The organism is Gemmobacter aquaticus (assembly GCF_007859075.1).
Classification (GTDB): domain Bacteria; phylum Pseudomonadota; class Alphaproteobacteria; order Rhodobacterales; family Rhodobacteraceae; genus Gemmobacter; species Gemmobacter aquaticus.
On sequence record NZ_VOAK01000025.1, the window covers coordinates 130,876 to 146,698 of the forward strand.

The window sequence follows — 15,823 nt, forward strand, 5'->3', positions numbered from 1 at the left end:
ATGGCCATCTTGCGCCGCGCCACTGCTGTTCTGGCGATTGTCGCCGGGTTTGTTGTGGCGCCGATGGGGCTCGCGCAGGATCTGGTGCCTGCAAAGCGATTCGTCGTCACGCAGGATGCGGACCTGCCCGGCGGCGACCTCTCGACCCAACTTGATACGACGATCGAGGCCTGCCAGCGCGCCTGTCTTGCGGATCAGCGCTGCACGCATTTCACCTTCAATACGCGCAACGGATCGTGCTTCATTAAGGCCAATCCGGGCAAACCCGCTTTCTATCAGGGCGCGTTTTCGGCGCGCGTGGTTGCCACCAACCCCGAGGTGCTGAGTGCTGTACCCGCGCGCCGGGCGGAACTGTCCTTCCTGGGAGACGGCGATATTGCCGCCGCGCTGGATCAGGCACGGGGCCTTGGCAATCGGCATACGTCGGGTGCCTGGAGCGATGCCGAGCATCTGGAGAGCGCCCGTCAGGCCGAAGTTGCGGGGAACCTGGTCGGGGCATCCGATTTCGCGGGGGCCGCCGCCGCTGCGTCTGATCGCGCGGCAGTCTGGGTCGAATACGCGCGCCTGTTGCTGGCAGCGGGGCAGGCCGACCAGAACAACGCTACGGATTATCAGTCGCGCGCGCTTTCGGCATCAGTGAACGCCTATCTGCGCGGACCGGGAAAACCCGTGCGCCACAACGCCCTTGTGCAGATGGCGCTGGCGCTTGAGGCGCAAGGGCGTGGCGGCGAGATGGTCAAGGCGCTGCGTCTGGCGCAGGCCACGCTGCCGCGCGACGACACCGCCGCGGCTCTGGACGAGGCCGCCGGAAAATACGGCTTCCGCGTTCTGGAAACCGATGTGCAGTCGGATAATGCCAACCCGCGCGTCTGCGTGAACATGTCGGAAGATCTGGTCGAATCCGGGCTCGACTACACGCCTTATGTGCAACTGCCCGAACCGGGCCTGACCGTGGCGCCTGCCGGATGGCGGCAGCTTTGCATCGAGGGCGTCAGCCACGGGCAGCGCTATGCCTTTACCTTCCGCGAGGGCCTGCCCTCGGCCGACGGGCAGGCCTTGGCGAAATCGGTGTCGATCACCGCCTATGTGCGCGACCGCGCGCCGGGGGTGCGCTTTGCGGGCCGCGCCTATGTTCTGCCCAAGACGGCTGAGGCCGCCTTGCCGGTTGTGACGGTGAACACTGAAAAGCTTGATCTTGCGGTGTTCCGCGTATCTGACCGCAATATCCTGCGTGCGGTGCAGAACGGCTATCTGGATATGCCGCTGGCCGAGTATCAGGAGTACGGCTTCACCGGCGATGTGGGCGAAGAGCTGTGGAAGGGCACCGCCACCGTCGCGCAAGAGGTCAACCGCGACGTGACCACCCGCCTGCCGATGGCCGAGGCCCTGCAGGGCTTGGGCGCAGGCATCTACGCACTGAAGGCCAGCGTGCCGGGGGTTGACCCATATGCCGTGCCCGCCGCCTGGCAGTGGTTTGTTGTGTCCGATCTGGGGATCACCTCGCTGTCCGGCACGGATGGCTTGCATGTGATCCTGCGCAGCCTTGCCACGGCCGAGGCCAAGCCCGGCGTGACGGTGCAGCTTCTGAGCCGCGCCAACAACGTGCTGGCCGAGGCAGTGACGGATGAGACAGGCCTTGCCCGCTTTGATGCCGGTCTTGCGCGCGGCACCGGCGGGGCGGCGCCCGCGATGCTGGTCGCGCGCGAAGGTGAGGGCGATCTCGCCTTCCTGTCTTTGACCGATCCTGAATTTGACCTGTCCGATCGGGGTGTCGAGGGGCGCGAGCCCGCCGGTCCGATCGACGTGTTCCTTTCGACCGATCGCGGGGCCTATCGTGCAGGTGAGACGGTCTACGCGACCGCGCTCACCCGTGACCCACAAGCCCGCGCCATCGAGGGCGTGCCCCTGACCGCACTCTTCAAACGGCCCGACGGGGTGGAGTACGCCCGGTCGCAGGCGCCTGATGCCGGCATGGGCGGCCATGTCTTTGCCCACCCCATCTCGGGCAGCGCGCCGCGCGGTGTCTGGCGGATGGAGGTCTATGCTGATCTTGAGGCGCAGCCGCTGGCCAGCCAGACCTTCCTTGTCGAGGATTTCCTGCCCGAGCGGATCGACTACAGCCTGACACTGCCCGATACACCGCTGTCGCTGGGCGATGTGGCCGAGATCGGCGTCGAGGCGAAATACCTCTTTGGTGCGCCGGGCGCGGATCTGGCGATCGAGGGAGAGGTCCTGCTGCGCGCCGCTGCCGGTTTGCCGCAGTTCCCCGGCTTTGTCTTTGGCCGCCATGACCAGCCCTTCGATGCGCGGATGGAAGCGATTGCCCCCGGCACCCGCACCGATGCGGCGGGTCGCGCGACCGTTGCCGCAGCCCTGCCCGAGGCCGATGATCCGGGCCGTCCGCTTGAGGCACGCTTTACCCTGCGCATCGCCGAAGGGTCGGGTCGCCCGGTCGAGCGCCGTGTGGAACGTATCCTTGCACCCACCTCGCCGATGATCGGGGTGAAGCCGCTGTTTGATGGTGAGGTGCCTGAAGGCGCCGAGGCGCGTTTCCAGTTGATCGGCATTGGCGCCGATGCAGCGCCCGAGCCGATGAAGGTCGCGTGGGAGCTGACGCGGATCGAGACCCGCTATCAGTGGTATCAGTATTCCGGCAACTGGAACTGGGAGCCGGTGACGACCCGAACCCGCGTGACCAAGGGCACTGCCGATCTGGCGGGTGCCCCGGTCGAGATCGCGGCGCCCGTAACCTGGGGCGAGTATGAACTGGCGGTCAGCCGTGTCGATGGTCGGCCTGCCGAAACCTCCACCACCTTCTTTGCCGGCTGGTATGCCCCGGCGGACACAACCTCGACCCCCGATACGCTCGAGCTTTCGCTCGACAAGCCCGCCTACAAACCGGGCGATGTCGCACAGTTGCGGCTGGTGCCGCGCGCGGCGGGCAAGGCGCTGGTGATGGTCCTGTCGGATCGGCTGGTCTCCATGCAGGCCGTGGATGTGGTCGAGGGCGAGAACCTGATCGACCTGCCCGTCACGGATGACTGGGGCGCGGGCGTCTATGTCACGGCCTCGGCCCTGCGTCCCATGGATGTGGCTGCCGGGCGCAATCCGGCGCGCGCGCTTGGGCTGACCCATGCCGCCATCGACCCAGGCCCGGCCCGGCTGGATGTTGCGGTAGAGGCCCCGGCCGAGGCCGCGCCACGCGGCCCGCTGGAGATTGCCGTCAAGGTCGCAGGAACAGAGGCCGGTGATACCGCCTTTGTCACTGTCGCCGCAGTCGATCAGGGTATCCTGAACCTGACCGGGTTCAAGGCGCCCGACCCGTCGCAGCATTACTTCGGCCAGCGCAAGCTGGGGGTCGGCATCCGTGACCTCTATGGTCGGCTCATTGACGGGCTGAACGGGGCCGAGGGCCAGGTACGTTCGGGCGGCGATGCGGGCGCACAGGCGCGGCTTCAGGCCCCCCCACCTACAGAGGAACTGGTCGCCTATTTCACCGGACCGGTACAGGTGGGCGCTGATGGGCTGGCAAGGGTCAGCTTCGATCTGCCTGCGTTCAATGGCAGCGTAAAGGTCATGGCGATTGCATGGTCTGGTCGCGCCGTCGGGCAGGCCGAGGCGGATGTGCTGGTGCGCGATCCGGTCGTGGTCACGGCATCCCTGCCGCGCTTCATGGCGCCGGGCGACGAAAGCCGCCTGCTGCTTGAGGTGGTTCACGCCAGCGGCCCCGCCGGGCGGATGAAACTTGCCGTCGCGGCCGAGGGGCTGACCCTGGGCGCCGTGCCCTCAGAGATCGATCTCGGAGAAAAGCAGAAGCAGGTCATCCGGGTTCCGGTCACCACCTCTGCCGCAGGGGTGCAATCGATCACCGTTACGCTGACCACGCCGGATGGAAAGGATCTGGTGAAGAAACTGGTTCTGCCGGTGCAGTCGAACGAGCCCGAGGTTGCGCGGATCAGCCGCTTCGATCTGGATCAGGGGCAGGAATTCACCTTCGACGCCAACGCCTTTGCCGGGATGATCCCTGGCACCGGCAAAGCCACGCTGGCGGCAGGGCCGATTGCGCGGCTGAACGTGCCGGGGCTGTTGCAGGCGCTGGATCGCTACCCCTATGGCTGTACCGAACAGATCACCTCGCGGGCGCTGCCGCTGGTCTATTTCGACCAGGTGGCCCAGGCGATGCAGTTGCAGGGCGCCGAGAACATCGCTCTCAGGATCGAGCAGGCGGTGACCGAAATCCTGCAAAACCAGAATGCCGAAGGATCATTTGGCCTTTGGTCAGCGCCCGAATCCTCGGGGCAGGATCTGTGGCTTGACGCCTATGTAACCGATTTCCTCAGCCGCGCGCGGGCACAGGGCTACAAGGTGCCCGACCTCGCCTTCCGCAACGCGCTCGACAACCTGCGAAATCAGGTGAACTACTACGCCGATTTCGATCAGGGCGGGCAGGATCTGGCCTATGCGCTGCTGGTTCTGGCACGCGAGGGCGCGGCAGCCATCGGTGATCTGCGCTACTATGCCGATGTGAAGGGCGATGCCTTTGCCACGGCGCTGGCACAGGCGCAGATCGGGGCGGCGCTTGCGGCCTATGGCGATCCGACACGGGCTGACGCGATGTTCCGCAAGGCGCAGGCGCGGCTCGACGCGGCGGTGCCCGAAACCGAGCAGGTGTTCCGCGCCGATTTCGGCACCGACCTGCGCGACAACGCTGCCGTGCTGACGCTGGCGGCTGAGGCCGGGTCTGAGGCCGTCAACCGGGATGAGCTGATCAACCGCATTGCCACGGACACGGGCCTCTCCACACAGGAAAGCGTCTGGACGCTTCTCGCTTCGAACGCGCTGATCGACGGGGCGGGGGCTGGGATCACGATCAACGGCCAACCGGCGGAAGGGGCGCCAGTGCGGGTGGTGCGTGATGGCGACGCGCCGGTGACGGTGGCCAATGGCGGTGACAAGACCTTCCTGACCGTCACCACATGGGGCATCCCGTCCGAGCCGTTGACGGCCGGTGGCAATGGCTATGCGATCACGCGCACCTATTACACGCTCGATGGTCAGGCAGCTTCGCTTGACGCCTTGCGCGTGGGCGACCGGCTTGTCGCGGTGCTGGAGGTCACGCCCTTTGGCCGCGGCGAGGCGCGGCTTATGGTGAACGACCCACTGCCCGCAGGCTTCGAGATCGACAACCCCAACCTGATCGGCGGCGGCAATGTGCAGGCGCTCGATTGGCTGGGGCTTGAGGCCGAGGCCACGCATAGCGAGTTCCGGCAGGATCGGTTCCTGACGGCGATCGACCGCAGCGACAATGCGCCGTTCCGTCTGGCCTATGTGGTGCGGGCGGTCTCGCCGGGGGTGTTTACCCATCCCGCCGCCTCGGTCGAGGATATGTACCGCCCGTCCTTCCGCGCCCAAAGCGGCACCGGACGGATCGCGATTGCCGAGTGATGCGCGCCCGTTGGCCCCTTGTGCTAGCCGCCGCCCTCTGGACGGCTGCGGCTGGCATGGACCGGGCGCGTGACTGGATTGCTGCGACAGAGCTGCCCGACCTGACGCTGCCCACCTCGGTCGAGGTGGTTGATCGCAAGGGCGAGCTTCTGCGCGCCTATACCGTCTCGGACGGACGCTGGCGCATGCAGGTGACACCTGACGCGGTGGATGCCGATTACCTTGCCATGCTGGTTGCCTATGAGGACAAGCGGTTCTGGCAGCATTCCGGGGTTGACTGGACCGCGATCCTGCGGGCCGGAGTGCAGGCCTTGCGCAATGGCCGGGTCGTCTCGGGCGGATCGACCCTGACAATGCAGGTTGCCCGACTGCTGGAGGAGAGCGGCACAGGCAAGGTCGGGGGCAAGCTGCGTCAGATGCGCGTGGCGCTGGCATTGGAACGGCAACTTGCCAAGACGCAGATCCTGCAGCTTTACCTGCAACTCGCGCCTTATGGCGGGAACATCGAAGGGGTACGCGCGGCAAGCCTGTCCTATCTGGGCAAAGAGCCCGCGCGGCTGACCCCGGCCGAGGCAGCACTTCTGGTGGCGATCCCGCAAGCCCCGGAAAGCCGCCGCCCGGATCGCCACCCTGACCGCGCCGTTGCCGCGCGCGACCGCGTTCTGGCGCGGGCCAGACGTGACGGCGTGATTTCAGCCGAGGAGGCCGAGGCCACGACAGGGGAACGCGTGCCCCGCGCGCGCCGTCCGGTTCCGATGCTGGCGCCGCATCTGGCTGACCGTGTGGTCAGGGCCGCCCCCGGCGTGCCGCGCCATGTGCTGACGCTGGATGCGGGGCTGCAACGTGCGCTCGAGGCGCTTGCCCGGCAGGCGGTCGAAGGGCGCGGCGATCAGTTGCAGATCGGGATTCTGGCGGCCGATCACCGCTCGGGCGAGATCCTGGCCTCGGTGGGCTCGGCGGGGTTTCTGGCCGACCGGCGGCAGGGCTTTGTCGACATGACAGAGGCGCTCCGCTCGCCCGGCTCGACCTTGAAGCCCTTGGTCTATGGCTTGGCCTTTGACGAGGGGCTGGCCCATCCCGAAACCATGATCGACGACAAGCCGGTGAATTTCGGCACCTATGCGCCGCAGAACTTTGACAAGATGTGGCGCGGCACGATCCGCCTGCGCGAGGCGCTGCAGCTGTCGCTCAACATCCCTGTCGTGCTGCTGACCGAGGCCTTGGGCCCTGCAAAGGTCATCGCCGCCATGCGCCGCGCGGGCATGCAGCCCATGCTCAAGGGCGATGAGCCGGGCCTTGCGATCAGCCTGGGTGGTGTCGGCGTCACCCTGCACGACATGGTGCAGCTTTATGCGGCCATTGCGCGCGGCGGGGTTGCGCTGCCCCTACGCCATTCCGGCGAAGGCGCCGAGGGGCAGCGCGTTATGTCCGAGGTTGCCGCTTGGCAGGTGACCGATATCCTCGCCGGATTGCCGCCCCCGCCGGGTGCGCCGGAAAATCGGCTGGCCTACAAGACCGGCACGTCCTACGGCCACCGCGACGCCTGGGCCATCGGTTTTGACGGGCGCTACGTTGTGGGCGTCTGGATGGGACGGGCTGATGGCACGCCGGTTCCGGGGGCCTTCGGGGCCGAGGTGGCCGCACCCGTACTCTTTCAGGCGATGGGCCGGATCAGCCGTGGACTTGTCCCCTTGCCGCCCGCGCCAAAGGCCACGCTTCTGGTCTCGAACGCCGAACTGCCACAGCCGCTGCGCCGGTTCCGGTCGCGCAATGCGGCCTTCCAGCCGGTCGATCCGCCGGTTGTGACCTTCCCGCCTGAGGGGGCCGAAGTGGAGCGGCTGGATGGGCAGCTTCTGGTCAAGCTGCGCGGTGGCACGGCGCCCTTCACGCTGATGGCCGACGGCCTTCCCCTGCGTACCGGCCTGCGAAGCCGCGAGGCGATGCTCGACATGCCGGGCGCGGGGTTCGTGACGCTGAGTGTGATTGACGCGGAAGGGCGCTCCTCCCGCGTCAGGTTGCGTCTGAAGTAGGTCAGGCGCGCTCAAGCGCGATGGCGATGCCCTGACCGCCACCAATGCACATGGTGACGATGGCACGGCGACCGCCCGTACGCTCCAGCTCGGCAATCGCCTTGACCGTCAGGATGGCGCCCGTCGCCCCGACCGGATGGCCAAGCGCGATTGCGCCGCCATTCGGGTTCACCTTGGCGGGATCGAGGCCCAGTTCCTTCGAGACCGCGAGCGCCTGCGCGGCAAAAGCCTCGTTCGATTCGATCAGGTCGAAATCAGAGATGCCGAGGCCCGTGCGGTCGAGCAGTTGCCGCACAGCCGGGATGGGGCCAAGCCCCATGACCTGCGGGCGCACCCCCGCCACCGAATAGCCAAGGATGCGCGCCCGCGGGGCAAGTCCTGCGCGTTTGGCCGCATCGGCCCGCGCCAGAACCAGCGCCGCCGCGCCATCGTTGATGCCCGAGGCATTGCCGGCGGTCACTGTGCCATCCTTCTGGAATACCGCCTTCAACCCGGCCAGCGCCTCGGGCGTGGTGGCCTTGGGATGCTCGTCGGTATCAAAGACCACGGTGCCCTTGCGGCCAGCGATCTCGATCGGGGCGATCTGGTCCTTGAAGTAGCCAGCCGCGATGGCGCGGGCCGCACGGGTCTGGCTTTCCAGCGCAAAGGCATCCTGATCGGCCCGGCTGATCCCGCATTCCGCCGCGACGTTTTCCGCCGTCACCCCCATGTGGCCGGTGCCAAAGGGGCAGGTCAGCGCGCCGGTCATCATGTCAAGCGCGCGGGTATCACCCATCTTCTGACCCCAGCGGGCCGACTGCAGGATGAAGGGCGACCGGCTCATGCATTCCGCGCCGCCCGCCAGCGCGAAATCCGCGTCCCCCAGCATCAGCGCCTGCGTGGCCGAAACGATGGCCTGCGCGCCAGATCCGCACAGCCGGTTGACGTTCATCGCCGGCGTCGCATCCGGCACGCCCGCCCCGATTGCTGCGACCCGCGACAGATACATGTCGCGCGGTTCGGTGTTGATGACGTGGCCAAAGACGGTAGCCCCGATCTGTGCGGGATCGATCCCGGCACGGGCAATCGCCGCCTTTGCGGCATGGGTTGCCAGATCGATCGGCGCAAAGCCCGCGAGGCTGCCACCAAAGGTGCCAATCGGCGTGCGGGCGCCAGAAAGAATGACGATGTCGGTCATGAAAGAGCCTTTCCCTGTAGTCTGGTCAACACTGGCTGCGCGCGCCCTGTCACGCGAGTGTGACGTTGCGTCGGCCTATCGCGCAAGTGTGGTAAAGGGGCGGCGGTTGACTTCCGCCGATGGGCAGACGAAGAGGCGCGCAGCGCGACAGGAGCCGACGATGACCGAGATGCAGAAAGGCCGGATACAACTTCTGCTGGCCGGCATGGCGACCTTCTTGCTGATGGGGGCTTTGCAGGCTGTCTATGGTCCGGCACTGCCGGTGATCGCACGCGAAACCGGACGCGCGGTCGCCGACGTCTCAATCCTGTTCACCGTGCATTGGGTTGGTTCCGCCGCGGGTGTCGCGGCCATGTTCGCTCTTGGCCGGCGGATGACACCACGGATGCTGGTCGCGGTCATGGCGCTCGGCGCGGTGCTGCTCGGCCTCGGTTGGGGGTGGCCGGTGACGCTGCTTGGGGCGAGCCTTGCGGGATTCGGACAGGGATGCGCCGCGGTCGTCTTCAACCCGCGTCTGCTTGCACTGTTCGGGCGGCGCGGCCCTGCGATGTTGAGCATGATCAACGCGATCTTCGGCGCAGGGGCCATTCTCGCGCCCCTGGCCTTCGTAATGATGGGCGGCGCCTATGGGCTGGTGTTTCTGGCGGTCGGTGTTTCTCTTCTGATCGTGGCGGCAGGGGCGCAGGACGTGGGCCGCCCGCCGGTCGAAACCTCTACCGCCCCCTTGCGCGCCGATTGGGCGATTCTCGCCTTTGGCGCCTTCGGCATCGGGTTCGAGGCGGTGCTGATCGGGCTTGGCCCCTCGGCACTTGTGCGTAACGGATACTCCGAGGCCGCAGCGGCCGAGTTCCTGAGCGCCTTTTTCATGGCCTTCCTGCTGGCGCGCACCGTTCTGACCTTTGCCGCGCACCGGATTGCACCCTTCACGCTTTACGCGCTGTCGATCACGGGTGTCGCCGTCTCGATGCTTCTGGCGCTTGCACTGCCGCCGGGTTGGCCGTTCGTTGCGGCGGGTGCCTTTGCCTCGTTGATCTTCCCCGCCTATTTCGTCGAGGGCATGGCGCGGATGGGCCATGGCCCGCGCGTCTCGCCCCTGATCATCGCGGGTGGGCTTGTCGGCGGAATCGGCATGCCCTTCGTGCTGGCGCGGGTGGCCGAGGTCATGGGGCCGAACGGTCTGTTCCTTTTGCTTGCAGGTCTTGCCAGTGCAACGGCAGTTGTGGCGCTGTTTGTCTTGATCCAGCGCAGCGGCGCACGCACGGCCACGCCCTGATCCGGCTTACGGGTCCAGCGGCAGGCGCCCCGCGTCGGTCAACAGGAAGGCCCGGCGCCCTTCGATAGCCACCGCGGAAAGCGGGCCACCATAGGCCGCCCCGCTATCGAGGTTCAGGCGGTTGCCGTAATGCGTCGCCCGGTCCAGTGCGGTATGGCCGTGCACGATCAGGTGCCCATGGTCGCGGGTATCGGAAAGAAACGGCTCACGGATCCAGACAAGATCGGTTTCCGCCTGATCCGACAGGGGCACGCCGGGGCGGATCCCGGCATGGACAAAGGCGCAGTCACCGAATTGCAGGTGCAGTGGCAGAGACTCCAGCCAGTCACGATGCACCTTTGGAACTGCCCCGATGGCGTCGGCATGTACGCCTGCCATGGGGCGGTCGCCGGGCGCGTGTACACCATATGAGGCAAGCGTCGCCGCACCGCCAAGGCGCGGGTGCAGCCAGCTCAGGTCTGAGCGCAGGCCGGGCTCGGGCTCGGCCGGATCATCCAGAAAGCGCAGGAACATCCGGTCATGGTTGCCCAGCAGAACATGCCAGTCGGCCCCCGCGGTCTGCCCACGCATCAGATGATCGATCACGCCACGGCTGTCAGGCCCGCGGTCGACCAGATCGCCCACATGAATGACGGGTGCGGCGCCGTTCTCGGCCATGTCACGGTCAATCAGCGCATGCGCGGCCTCCAGCAGAGACAGGTGGCCGTGGATGTCCCCGATGGCATAGGCGCGCATGATCCGACTCGTTTGCTGCGGTTGCGCAGGGACCCTAGGTCGCCCGAGCGGGGATTGTAAGGGCGGGAATTGTAAGGGCCCGCCGATCCCGCGCCGCTGGATCGCTTGTCGGGGCACGAGGCGCATTGATCCCGCCGTCCCGGCAGGCCAGACTGCAGGCATGACTGATGCAGACCCCTCCATTGGGCTCTTCCTGCGGCTCTTGTTCAACGGGACCAGATTTGGCCCCGGAAAGGCGCAATTGCTGCGCGGCATCCGCGACACCGGCTCCATCTCTTCGGCCGGGCGGGCGATGGGGATGAGCTACAAGCGCGCATGGTCGCTGGTCGAAGAGATGAATGCGGCCTTCGTCGCCCCTCTGGTCGAAACCGCGCGCGGCGGTGCCGGGGGGGGCGGGGCGCGCCTGACCGAGACCGGGGCCGAGGTTCTGATGCGGTATGAGGCAGTTCTTGAGGCGACACGCAGCGCAGGTGCGGGGGATATTGCGGCGCTGACGGGCCTGCTGCGCCCAAGGTCGGATATATCTGGCGGGAAATAGCGCTTGCCAAGGGGCGAGGAGCGACGGATATGTTTATGGGAACATATCGAAAGGGAAGCCCCATGCGCCGGATCGTGATTCCCCTTGTGCTTGCCCTTGGCATGCCTGCCTCGGCGCAGGCCGATGAGGTGGTCGTCTTTGCGGCATCCTCGCTGAAGACCGCGCTTGACCAGATCGGAGCCGATTTCGGCAAGGCCACAGGGCACAGGGTCACCATTTCCTATGCCGGGTCGAACAAGCTTGCGACGCAGATCATCGCGGGCGCACCGGCCGACATCTTCATCTCGGCCGCCGAGAATTGGATGGATGAGGTGGCAAAGGCCGGACTTGTCGTGCCAGAGACACGGTCTGACCTTCTGGGTAACGCGCTGGTTCTGGTGGCCCATGGCGCGGGTGCGCCGCAGGTCGAGATTGGGAGGGATCTTGACCTGAACGGGTTGCTGGCTGACGGCAAGCTGTCCATGGCGATGGTCGACAGCGTGCCCGCCGGCCAGTATGGCAAGGCTGCGCTGGAAAGCTTCGGGCTTTGGGAGGGCGTAGCGCCTTCGGTCGCGCAGGCCGAAAACGTTCGCGATGCGCTAAAGCTGGTGGCTCTTGGCGAGGCACCCCTTGGCATCGTCTATGCCTCGGATGCAGTGGCCGAGCCGGGCGTTTCAGTGGTGGGTACTTTCCCGTCCGACAGCCACCCGGCAATTGCCTATCCGGTTGCGCTTTTGACCGGGGCGGCCGATCAGGCGGACCGTGATTTCCTGAAAGCCTTGTCCGAACCGGCGGCGGATGCAATCTTTGCCGCACAGGGGTTCAAGGTGATGAAGTGAACGGATGACGGGCTGGCTGCCACCAGAGGCGGCGACGGCGGTCTGGCTGTCGCTCAGGGTATCGTTCTGGGCAACGGTTCTGTCCTTGCCGCTGGCCGTTCTGGTGGCACTTCTACTGGCGCGTGGGCGGTTTCCGGGGCGGGGGCTCTTGAACGGTCTTGTCCACCTGCCGCTGATCCTGCCGCCCGTGGTAACCGGCTATTTGCTGCTTCTGGCCTTCGGGCGGAACGGTCCTGTCGGGTCCTGGCTTCATGAGGCGTTCGGCATCACCCTTGCCTTTCGCTGGACGGGCGCGGTTCTGGCGGCGGCGGTCATGGCCTTTCCCCTGACGGTGCGCGCGATCCGCCTGTCGGTTGAGGCCGTGGACCCCAAGCTTGAACAGGCAGCGGCCACCCTTGGCGCCTCGCGCCTCATGGTGTTCCTGACCGTCACCTTGCCGCTGATCCTGCCCGGTGTCCTTGTGGGTGCGGTTCTGGCCTTCGCCAAGGCGATGGGTGAGTTTGGCGCCACGATCACCTTCGTTTCGAACATTCCCGGCCAGACCCAGACCCTGCCCTCGGCGATCTACGCCTTTCTGTCGGTGCCGGGCGGGGATGAGGCCGCGCTGCGGCTGGTGCTGATCTCGATCGCCATCGCGCTTGGGGCATTGGCTCTGGCGGAATGGCTTGGCCGCGTCGTCGCGCGCAGGATCGGTGCCCCATGACGCTAGATGTTCAGCTGGCCCATGATTTCGGCGGGTTCGCACTGGATGTGGAGTTCGCCGCGCCCGATGGCGTGACGGTGCTCTTTGGCAGGTCGGGCAGCGGCAAGACGAGCGTGGTCAATGCCGTTGCGGGTATTCTGCGCCCCGACCGTGGAAAGGTGATGGCGCAGGGCATTGTGCTGACCGACACCGCGCGTGGCCTGCATCTGCCCCCGTTCCGTCGCCGCATCGGCTATGTGTTTCAGGAACCCCGGCTCTTTCCGCATCTGACCGTCGCGCAGAACCTTGGCTTTGGCCGCTGGTTTGCCCCGCGCAACGCAGCCGGGGCCAGTCCAGAGCGGATCATCACCCTTCTGGGGCTGGAGCATCTGCTGGCGCGCCGCCCGCTGGCCCTTTCGGGCGGCGAGAAGCAGCGCGTCGCCATTGGCCGGGCGATCCTGTCAAAGCCGCGACTTCTTCTGATGGACGAACCGCTTGCCGCGCTCGATGCCGCGCGGCGGGACGAGATATTGCCCTATCTGGAGCGTCTGCGGGAAGAGCTTGGTCTGCCGATCCTCTATGTCAGCCACTCGGCGGTCGAGGTGGCGCGCCTTGCAACGACGCTTGTGTTGATCGAGGGCGGGCGGGTGCGCAAGGCAGGCCCCGCCGCGCAGCTGATGGCCGACCCGGCGCTGGCGCCTGCTTTTGGGCTGCGGGAACTGGGGGCCGTCATCCGCGCCGAGGTGGCGGCGCATGAGGACGACGGGTTGACGCGGTTGACCGCCTCGGCGGGTTCGCTCTGGGTGCCGCATGTCGATATGGCGCCCGGAACCCATCTGCGCCTGCGCGTGCCCGCAAGCGATGTGACACTGGCCCTGAGGCGGCCCGAGGGTGTGTCGGCGCTGAATATCCTGCCTGCCCGCATTACCGCGATCCGGCGTGGTGACGGGCCGGGGGCGCTGGTTCAGCTCGATTGCGGGGGCGAGCTTTTGCTCGCCCGTGTCACGCAGCGGTCGGTCGAGGGCATGGGGCTTGCCCCCGGAATGGACCTCTATGTGATGCTCAAGGCCCTGTCCGTCGCCCCCCAGAACATGGGCGGCGATTAAAGCGCTGCCGCCAGTCGTGTGCCTTGATTGATCGCGCGTTTCGCATCCAGCTCGGCCGCGACATCGGCGCCGCCGATGATATGCGGGCGGATGCCACCAGCCTCAAGCGCGGGGGCGAGGCTGCGATCGGGGTCTTGCCCTGCGCAGATCACGATGGTGTCGACAGCCAGAAGTTGCGGCTGGCCGTTCACGGTGACGGCAAAGCCCTGGGGCGTGATGGCGTCATACTGGACCCCGCCCAGCATTTTCACACCCTTCATCTGCAAGGCCGCGCGGTGAATCCATCCTGTCGTCTTGCCCAGCTTGCGCCCCGGCTTTTCGGGCTTGCGCTGCAAGAGCCAGACCTCGCGCGCCGGGGCTTCGGGCTGGGGCCCCTCTGGCGCAAGGCCGCCAGCCGTGCGGGCAGGATCGCCAACCCCCCATTCGCGACGCCAGAGATCTGGGTGCAACGTCGGGCTTTCGCCCTGATGGACCAGAAACTCGGCCACGTCGAAGCCGATGCCACCTGCGCCGACGATGGCGACACGCCGCCCGACCGGGGCGCCGCGCAGCACCTCGCGATAGCCCAGAACGCTGGGCGCGCTCTCGCCTGCGATGCCGGCCGCGCGCGGAACGATGCCCGTGGCGAGGATCACCGCATCAAAGCCCGCCAGCGTCTCGGCCGTGGCCTCGGTGTTCAGGCGCAGTGTGACGGGGCTTGCAGCCAGCGATGCCTCAAACCAGTCGATCAACCCGCGGAACTCTTCCTTGCCGGGCACGGTCGCGGCCAGATGCAGTTGCCCGCCAACCCGTGCCGCCCGGTCAAAAAGCGTCACGTCATGGCCGCGTTCGGCAGCGGTCAGCGCGGCCGAGAGACCGGCAGGACCCGCCCCAACCACCGCGATGCGCCGGGGTGTGGCAGCCTTTGTGATCAGCAGCTCGGTCTCATGGCAGGCGCGCGGATTGACGAGGCAAGAAGTCAGCTTGCCCGAGAAGGTGTGGTCAAGGCAGGCCTGATTGCAGGCGATGCAGGGCGCGATCTCGGCCGCACGACCGGCGGCGGCCTTGGCGACGAAATCGGGGTCCGCAAGGAAGGGGCGCGCCATGGATATCATGTCTGCCGCCCCCTCACGCAGCAGGCCTTCGGCGACATCGGGTGTATTGATGCGGTTCGAGGTAATGACCGGGATCGTCACTTCGGGCCGCAGGCGTGCGGTCAGATGCGCAAAGGCCGCGCGGGGAACCGAGGTGGCGATGGTGGGCACCCGCGCCTCATGCCAGCCGATGCCAGTATTCAGGACGGACGCCCCGGCCGCCTCGATCGCCTTTGCCAGTTGCACGACCTCTTCCCAGGTCGATCCATCGGGGATCAGGTCGATCAGCGAGATGCGGTAGATCAGGATCGCCCCGCCAATGGCCGCGCGGACCCGGCGCACCACCTCGACCGGCAGGCGCATGCGGTTGTCGTAGCTTCCGCCCCAGGCATCGCTGCGGCGATTGGTGTGCCGGACGAGGAACTGGTTGAGGAAATAGCCCTCGGACCCCATGACCTCCACCCCGTCATAACCGGCCTCGATGGCGCGGGTGGCGGCGGTGACGATATCGGCGATCTGCTTTTCGATCCCGGCCTCGTCCAGCTCGCGCGGCGCAAAGGGCGAGATCGGCGACTTGATCGCCGAGGCCGAGACACATTCCGGCCCATAGGCATAGCGACCGGCGTGCAGGATCTGCATCGCGATCCGCCCGTCTGCGGCATGGACACGGTCCGTGACGATGCGGTGGTTGGCGATATCCTGCGGCGTGAACAGACCTGCCGCACCGGGGAAGACGCCCCCCTCGCGGTTGGGTGCCATGCCGCCCGTCACCATCAGCCCGACCCCGCCACGGGCGCGCGCGGCATAGAACTCAGCCACCCGGTTCCAGTCGCCGGTTTCCTCCAGCCCGGTGTGCATCGACCCCATCAGCACGCGGTTCTTCAGCGTGATGTCACCGAGCGTGATGGGTGACAGAAGATGCGGATAGGTGGTCATGGCGGCTCCT

Annotated in this window: 10 protein-coding genes; 7 read left to right on the top strand and 3 right to left on the bottom strand. The window is 66.9% G+C overall.

Annotated features, from left to right (window positions below; translation table 11 throughout):
- Both FQU74_RS17470 and pbpC read left to right on the top strand, forming a co-directional pair.
- Positions 1 to 5,445, top strand: a complete 5,445-nt coding sequence (locus FQU74_RS17470) for an alpha-2-macroglobulin family protein (RefSeq protein ID WP_146287765.1) — start codon at positions 1 to 3, stop codon at positions 5,443 to 5,445.
- Positions 5,442 to 7,475, top strand: coding sequence for a penicillin-binding protein 1C (gene pbpC, locus FQU74_RS17475; protein WP_170246260.1), 2,034 nt, complete (start codon positions 5,442 to 5,444; stop codon positions 7,473 to 7,475). The genes FQU74_RS17470 and pbpC overlap by 4 nt, the downstream gene beginning before the upstream one ends.
- Position 7,476: 1 nt before the next feature.
- Here pbpC and FQU74_RS17480 read toward each other — a convergent pair whose 3' ends face one another.
- The gene (locus FQU74_RS17480) at positions 7,477 to 8,652 is read right to left on the bottom strand and encodes an acetyl-CoA C-acyltransferase family protein (RefSeq protein WP_146287767.1); all 1,176 of its coding nucleotides are present in this window, start codon (positions 8,650 to 8,652) and stop codon (positions 7,477 to 7,479) included.
- 160 nt (positions 8,653 to 8,812) lie between these two features.
- Here FQU74_RS17480 and FQU74_RS17485 point away from each other — a divergent pair, with 160 nt between their 5' ends.
- Positions 8,813 to 9,925: an MFS transporter gene (locus FQU74_RS17485; protein ID WP_146287768.1), complete on the top strand. Its 1,113-nt coding sequence runs from the start codon at positions 8,813 to 8,815 to the stop codon at positions 9,923 to 9,925.
- Between the two features lie 6 nt (positions 9,926 to 9,931).
- On the opposite strand, the gene FQU74_RS17490 is transcribed toward FQU74_RS17485, so the two are convergent.
- A complete protein-coding gene (locus FQU74_RS17490) occupies positions 9,932 to 10,660 on the bottom strand; it encodes a metallophosphoesterase (protein WP_146287769.1) in 729 nt (242 codons plus the stop codon).
- 160 nt (positions 10,661 to 10,820) lie between these two features.
- Between FQU74_RS17490 and FQU74_RS17495 the strand changes: the two genes are divergently transcribed.
- The 4 genes from FQU74_RS17495 to modC all read left to right on the top strand — a co-directional run bounded on the left by FQU74_RS17495 (position 10,821) and on the right by modC (position 13,804).
- On the top strand, positions 10,821 to 11,198 hold the full coding sequence (locus tag FQU74_RS17495) for a winged helix-turn-helix domain-containing protein (protein WP_146287770.1): 378 nt from the start codon (positions 10,821 to 10,823) through the stop codon (positions 11,196 to 11,198).
- Positions 11,199 to 11,260: 62 nt separating this feature from the next.
- Positions 11,261 to 12,016 carry a molybdate ABC transporter substrate-binding protein gene (gene modA, locus FQU74_RS17500; RefSeq protein ID WP_146287771.1) on the top strand — a complete coding sequence of 252 codons (756 nt, stop codon included), beginning with the start codon at positions 11,261 to 11,263 and terminating at the stop codon, positions 12,014 to 12,016.
- A gap of 4 nt (positions 12,017 to 12,020) precedes the next feature.
- Entirely contained in the window at positions 12,021 to 12,719 is a 699-nt protein-coding gene (gene modB / locus FQU74_RS17505; protein WP_146287772.1) for a molybdate ABC transporter permease subunit, read from the top strand.
- Positions 12,716 to 13,804: a molybdenum ABC transporter ATP-binding protein gene (modC, locus tag FQU74_RS17510; protein WP_146287773.1), complete on the top strand. Its 1,089-nt coding sequence runs from the start codon at positions 12,716 to 12,718 to the stop codon at positions 13,802 to 13,804. The genes modB and modC overlap by 4 nt, the downstream gene beginning before the upstream one ends.
- Here the strand turns inward: modC and FQU74_RS17515 are convergent.
- Positions 13,801 to 15,813 carry an NADPH-dependent 2,4-dienoyl-CoA reductase gene (locus FQU74_RS17515; RefSeq protein WP_146287774.1) on the bottom strand — a complete coding sequence of 671 codons (2,013 nt, stop codon included), beginning with the start codon at positions 15,811 to 15,813 and terminating at the stop codon, positions 13,801 to 13,803. The genes modC and FQU74_RS17515 overlap by 4 nt on opposite strands.
- Positions 15,814 to 15,823: the final 10 nt, after the last annotated feature.

Bases quoted from the DNA above. Each gene is read 5' to 3' on its own strand.
- FQU74_RS17470 (WP_146287765.1), top strand. From the start codon at position 1: ATGGCCATCTTGCGCCGCGCCACTGCTGTTCTGGCGATTGTCGCCGGG.
- FQU74_RS17480 (WP_146287767.1), bottom strand. From the start codon at position 8,652: ATGACCGACATCGTCATTCTTTCTGGCGCCCGCACGCCGATTGGCACC.
- FQU74_RS17485 (WP_146287768.1), top strand. From the start codon at position 8,813: ATGACCGAGATGCAGAAAGGCCGGATACAACTTCTGCTGGCCGGCATG.
- FQU74_RS17490 (WP_146287769.1), bottom strand. From the start codon at position 10,660: ATGCGCGCCTATGCCATCGGGGACATCCACGGCCACCTGTCTCTGCTG.
- FQU74_RS17495 (WP_146287770.1), top strand. From the start codon at position 10,821: ATGACTGATGCAGACCCCTCCATTGGGCTCTTCCTGCGGCTCTTGTTC.
- modA (WP_146287771.1), top strand. From the start codon at position 11,261: ATGCGCCGGATCGTGATTCCCCTTGTGCTTGCCCTTGGCATGCCTGCC.
- modB (WP_146287772.1), top strand. From the start codon at position 12,021: ATGACGGGCTGGCTGCCACCAGAGGCGGCGACGGCGGTCTGGCTGTCG.
- modC (WP_146287773.1), top strand. From the start codon at position 12,716: ATGACGCTAGATGTTCAGCTGGCCCATGATTTCGGCGGGTTCGCACTG.
- FQU74_RS17515 (WP_146287774.1), bottom strand. From the start codon at position 15,813: ATGACCACCTATCCGCATCTTCTGTCACCCATCACGCTCGGTGACATC.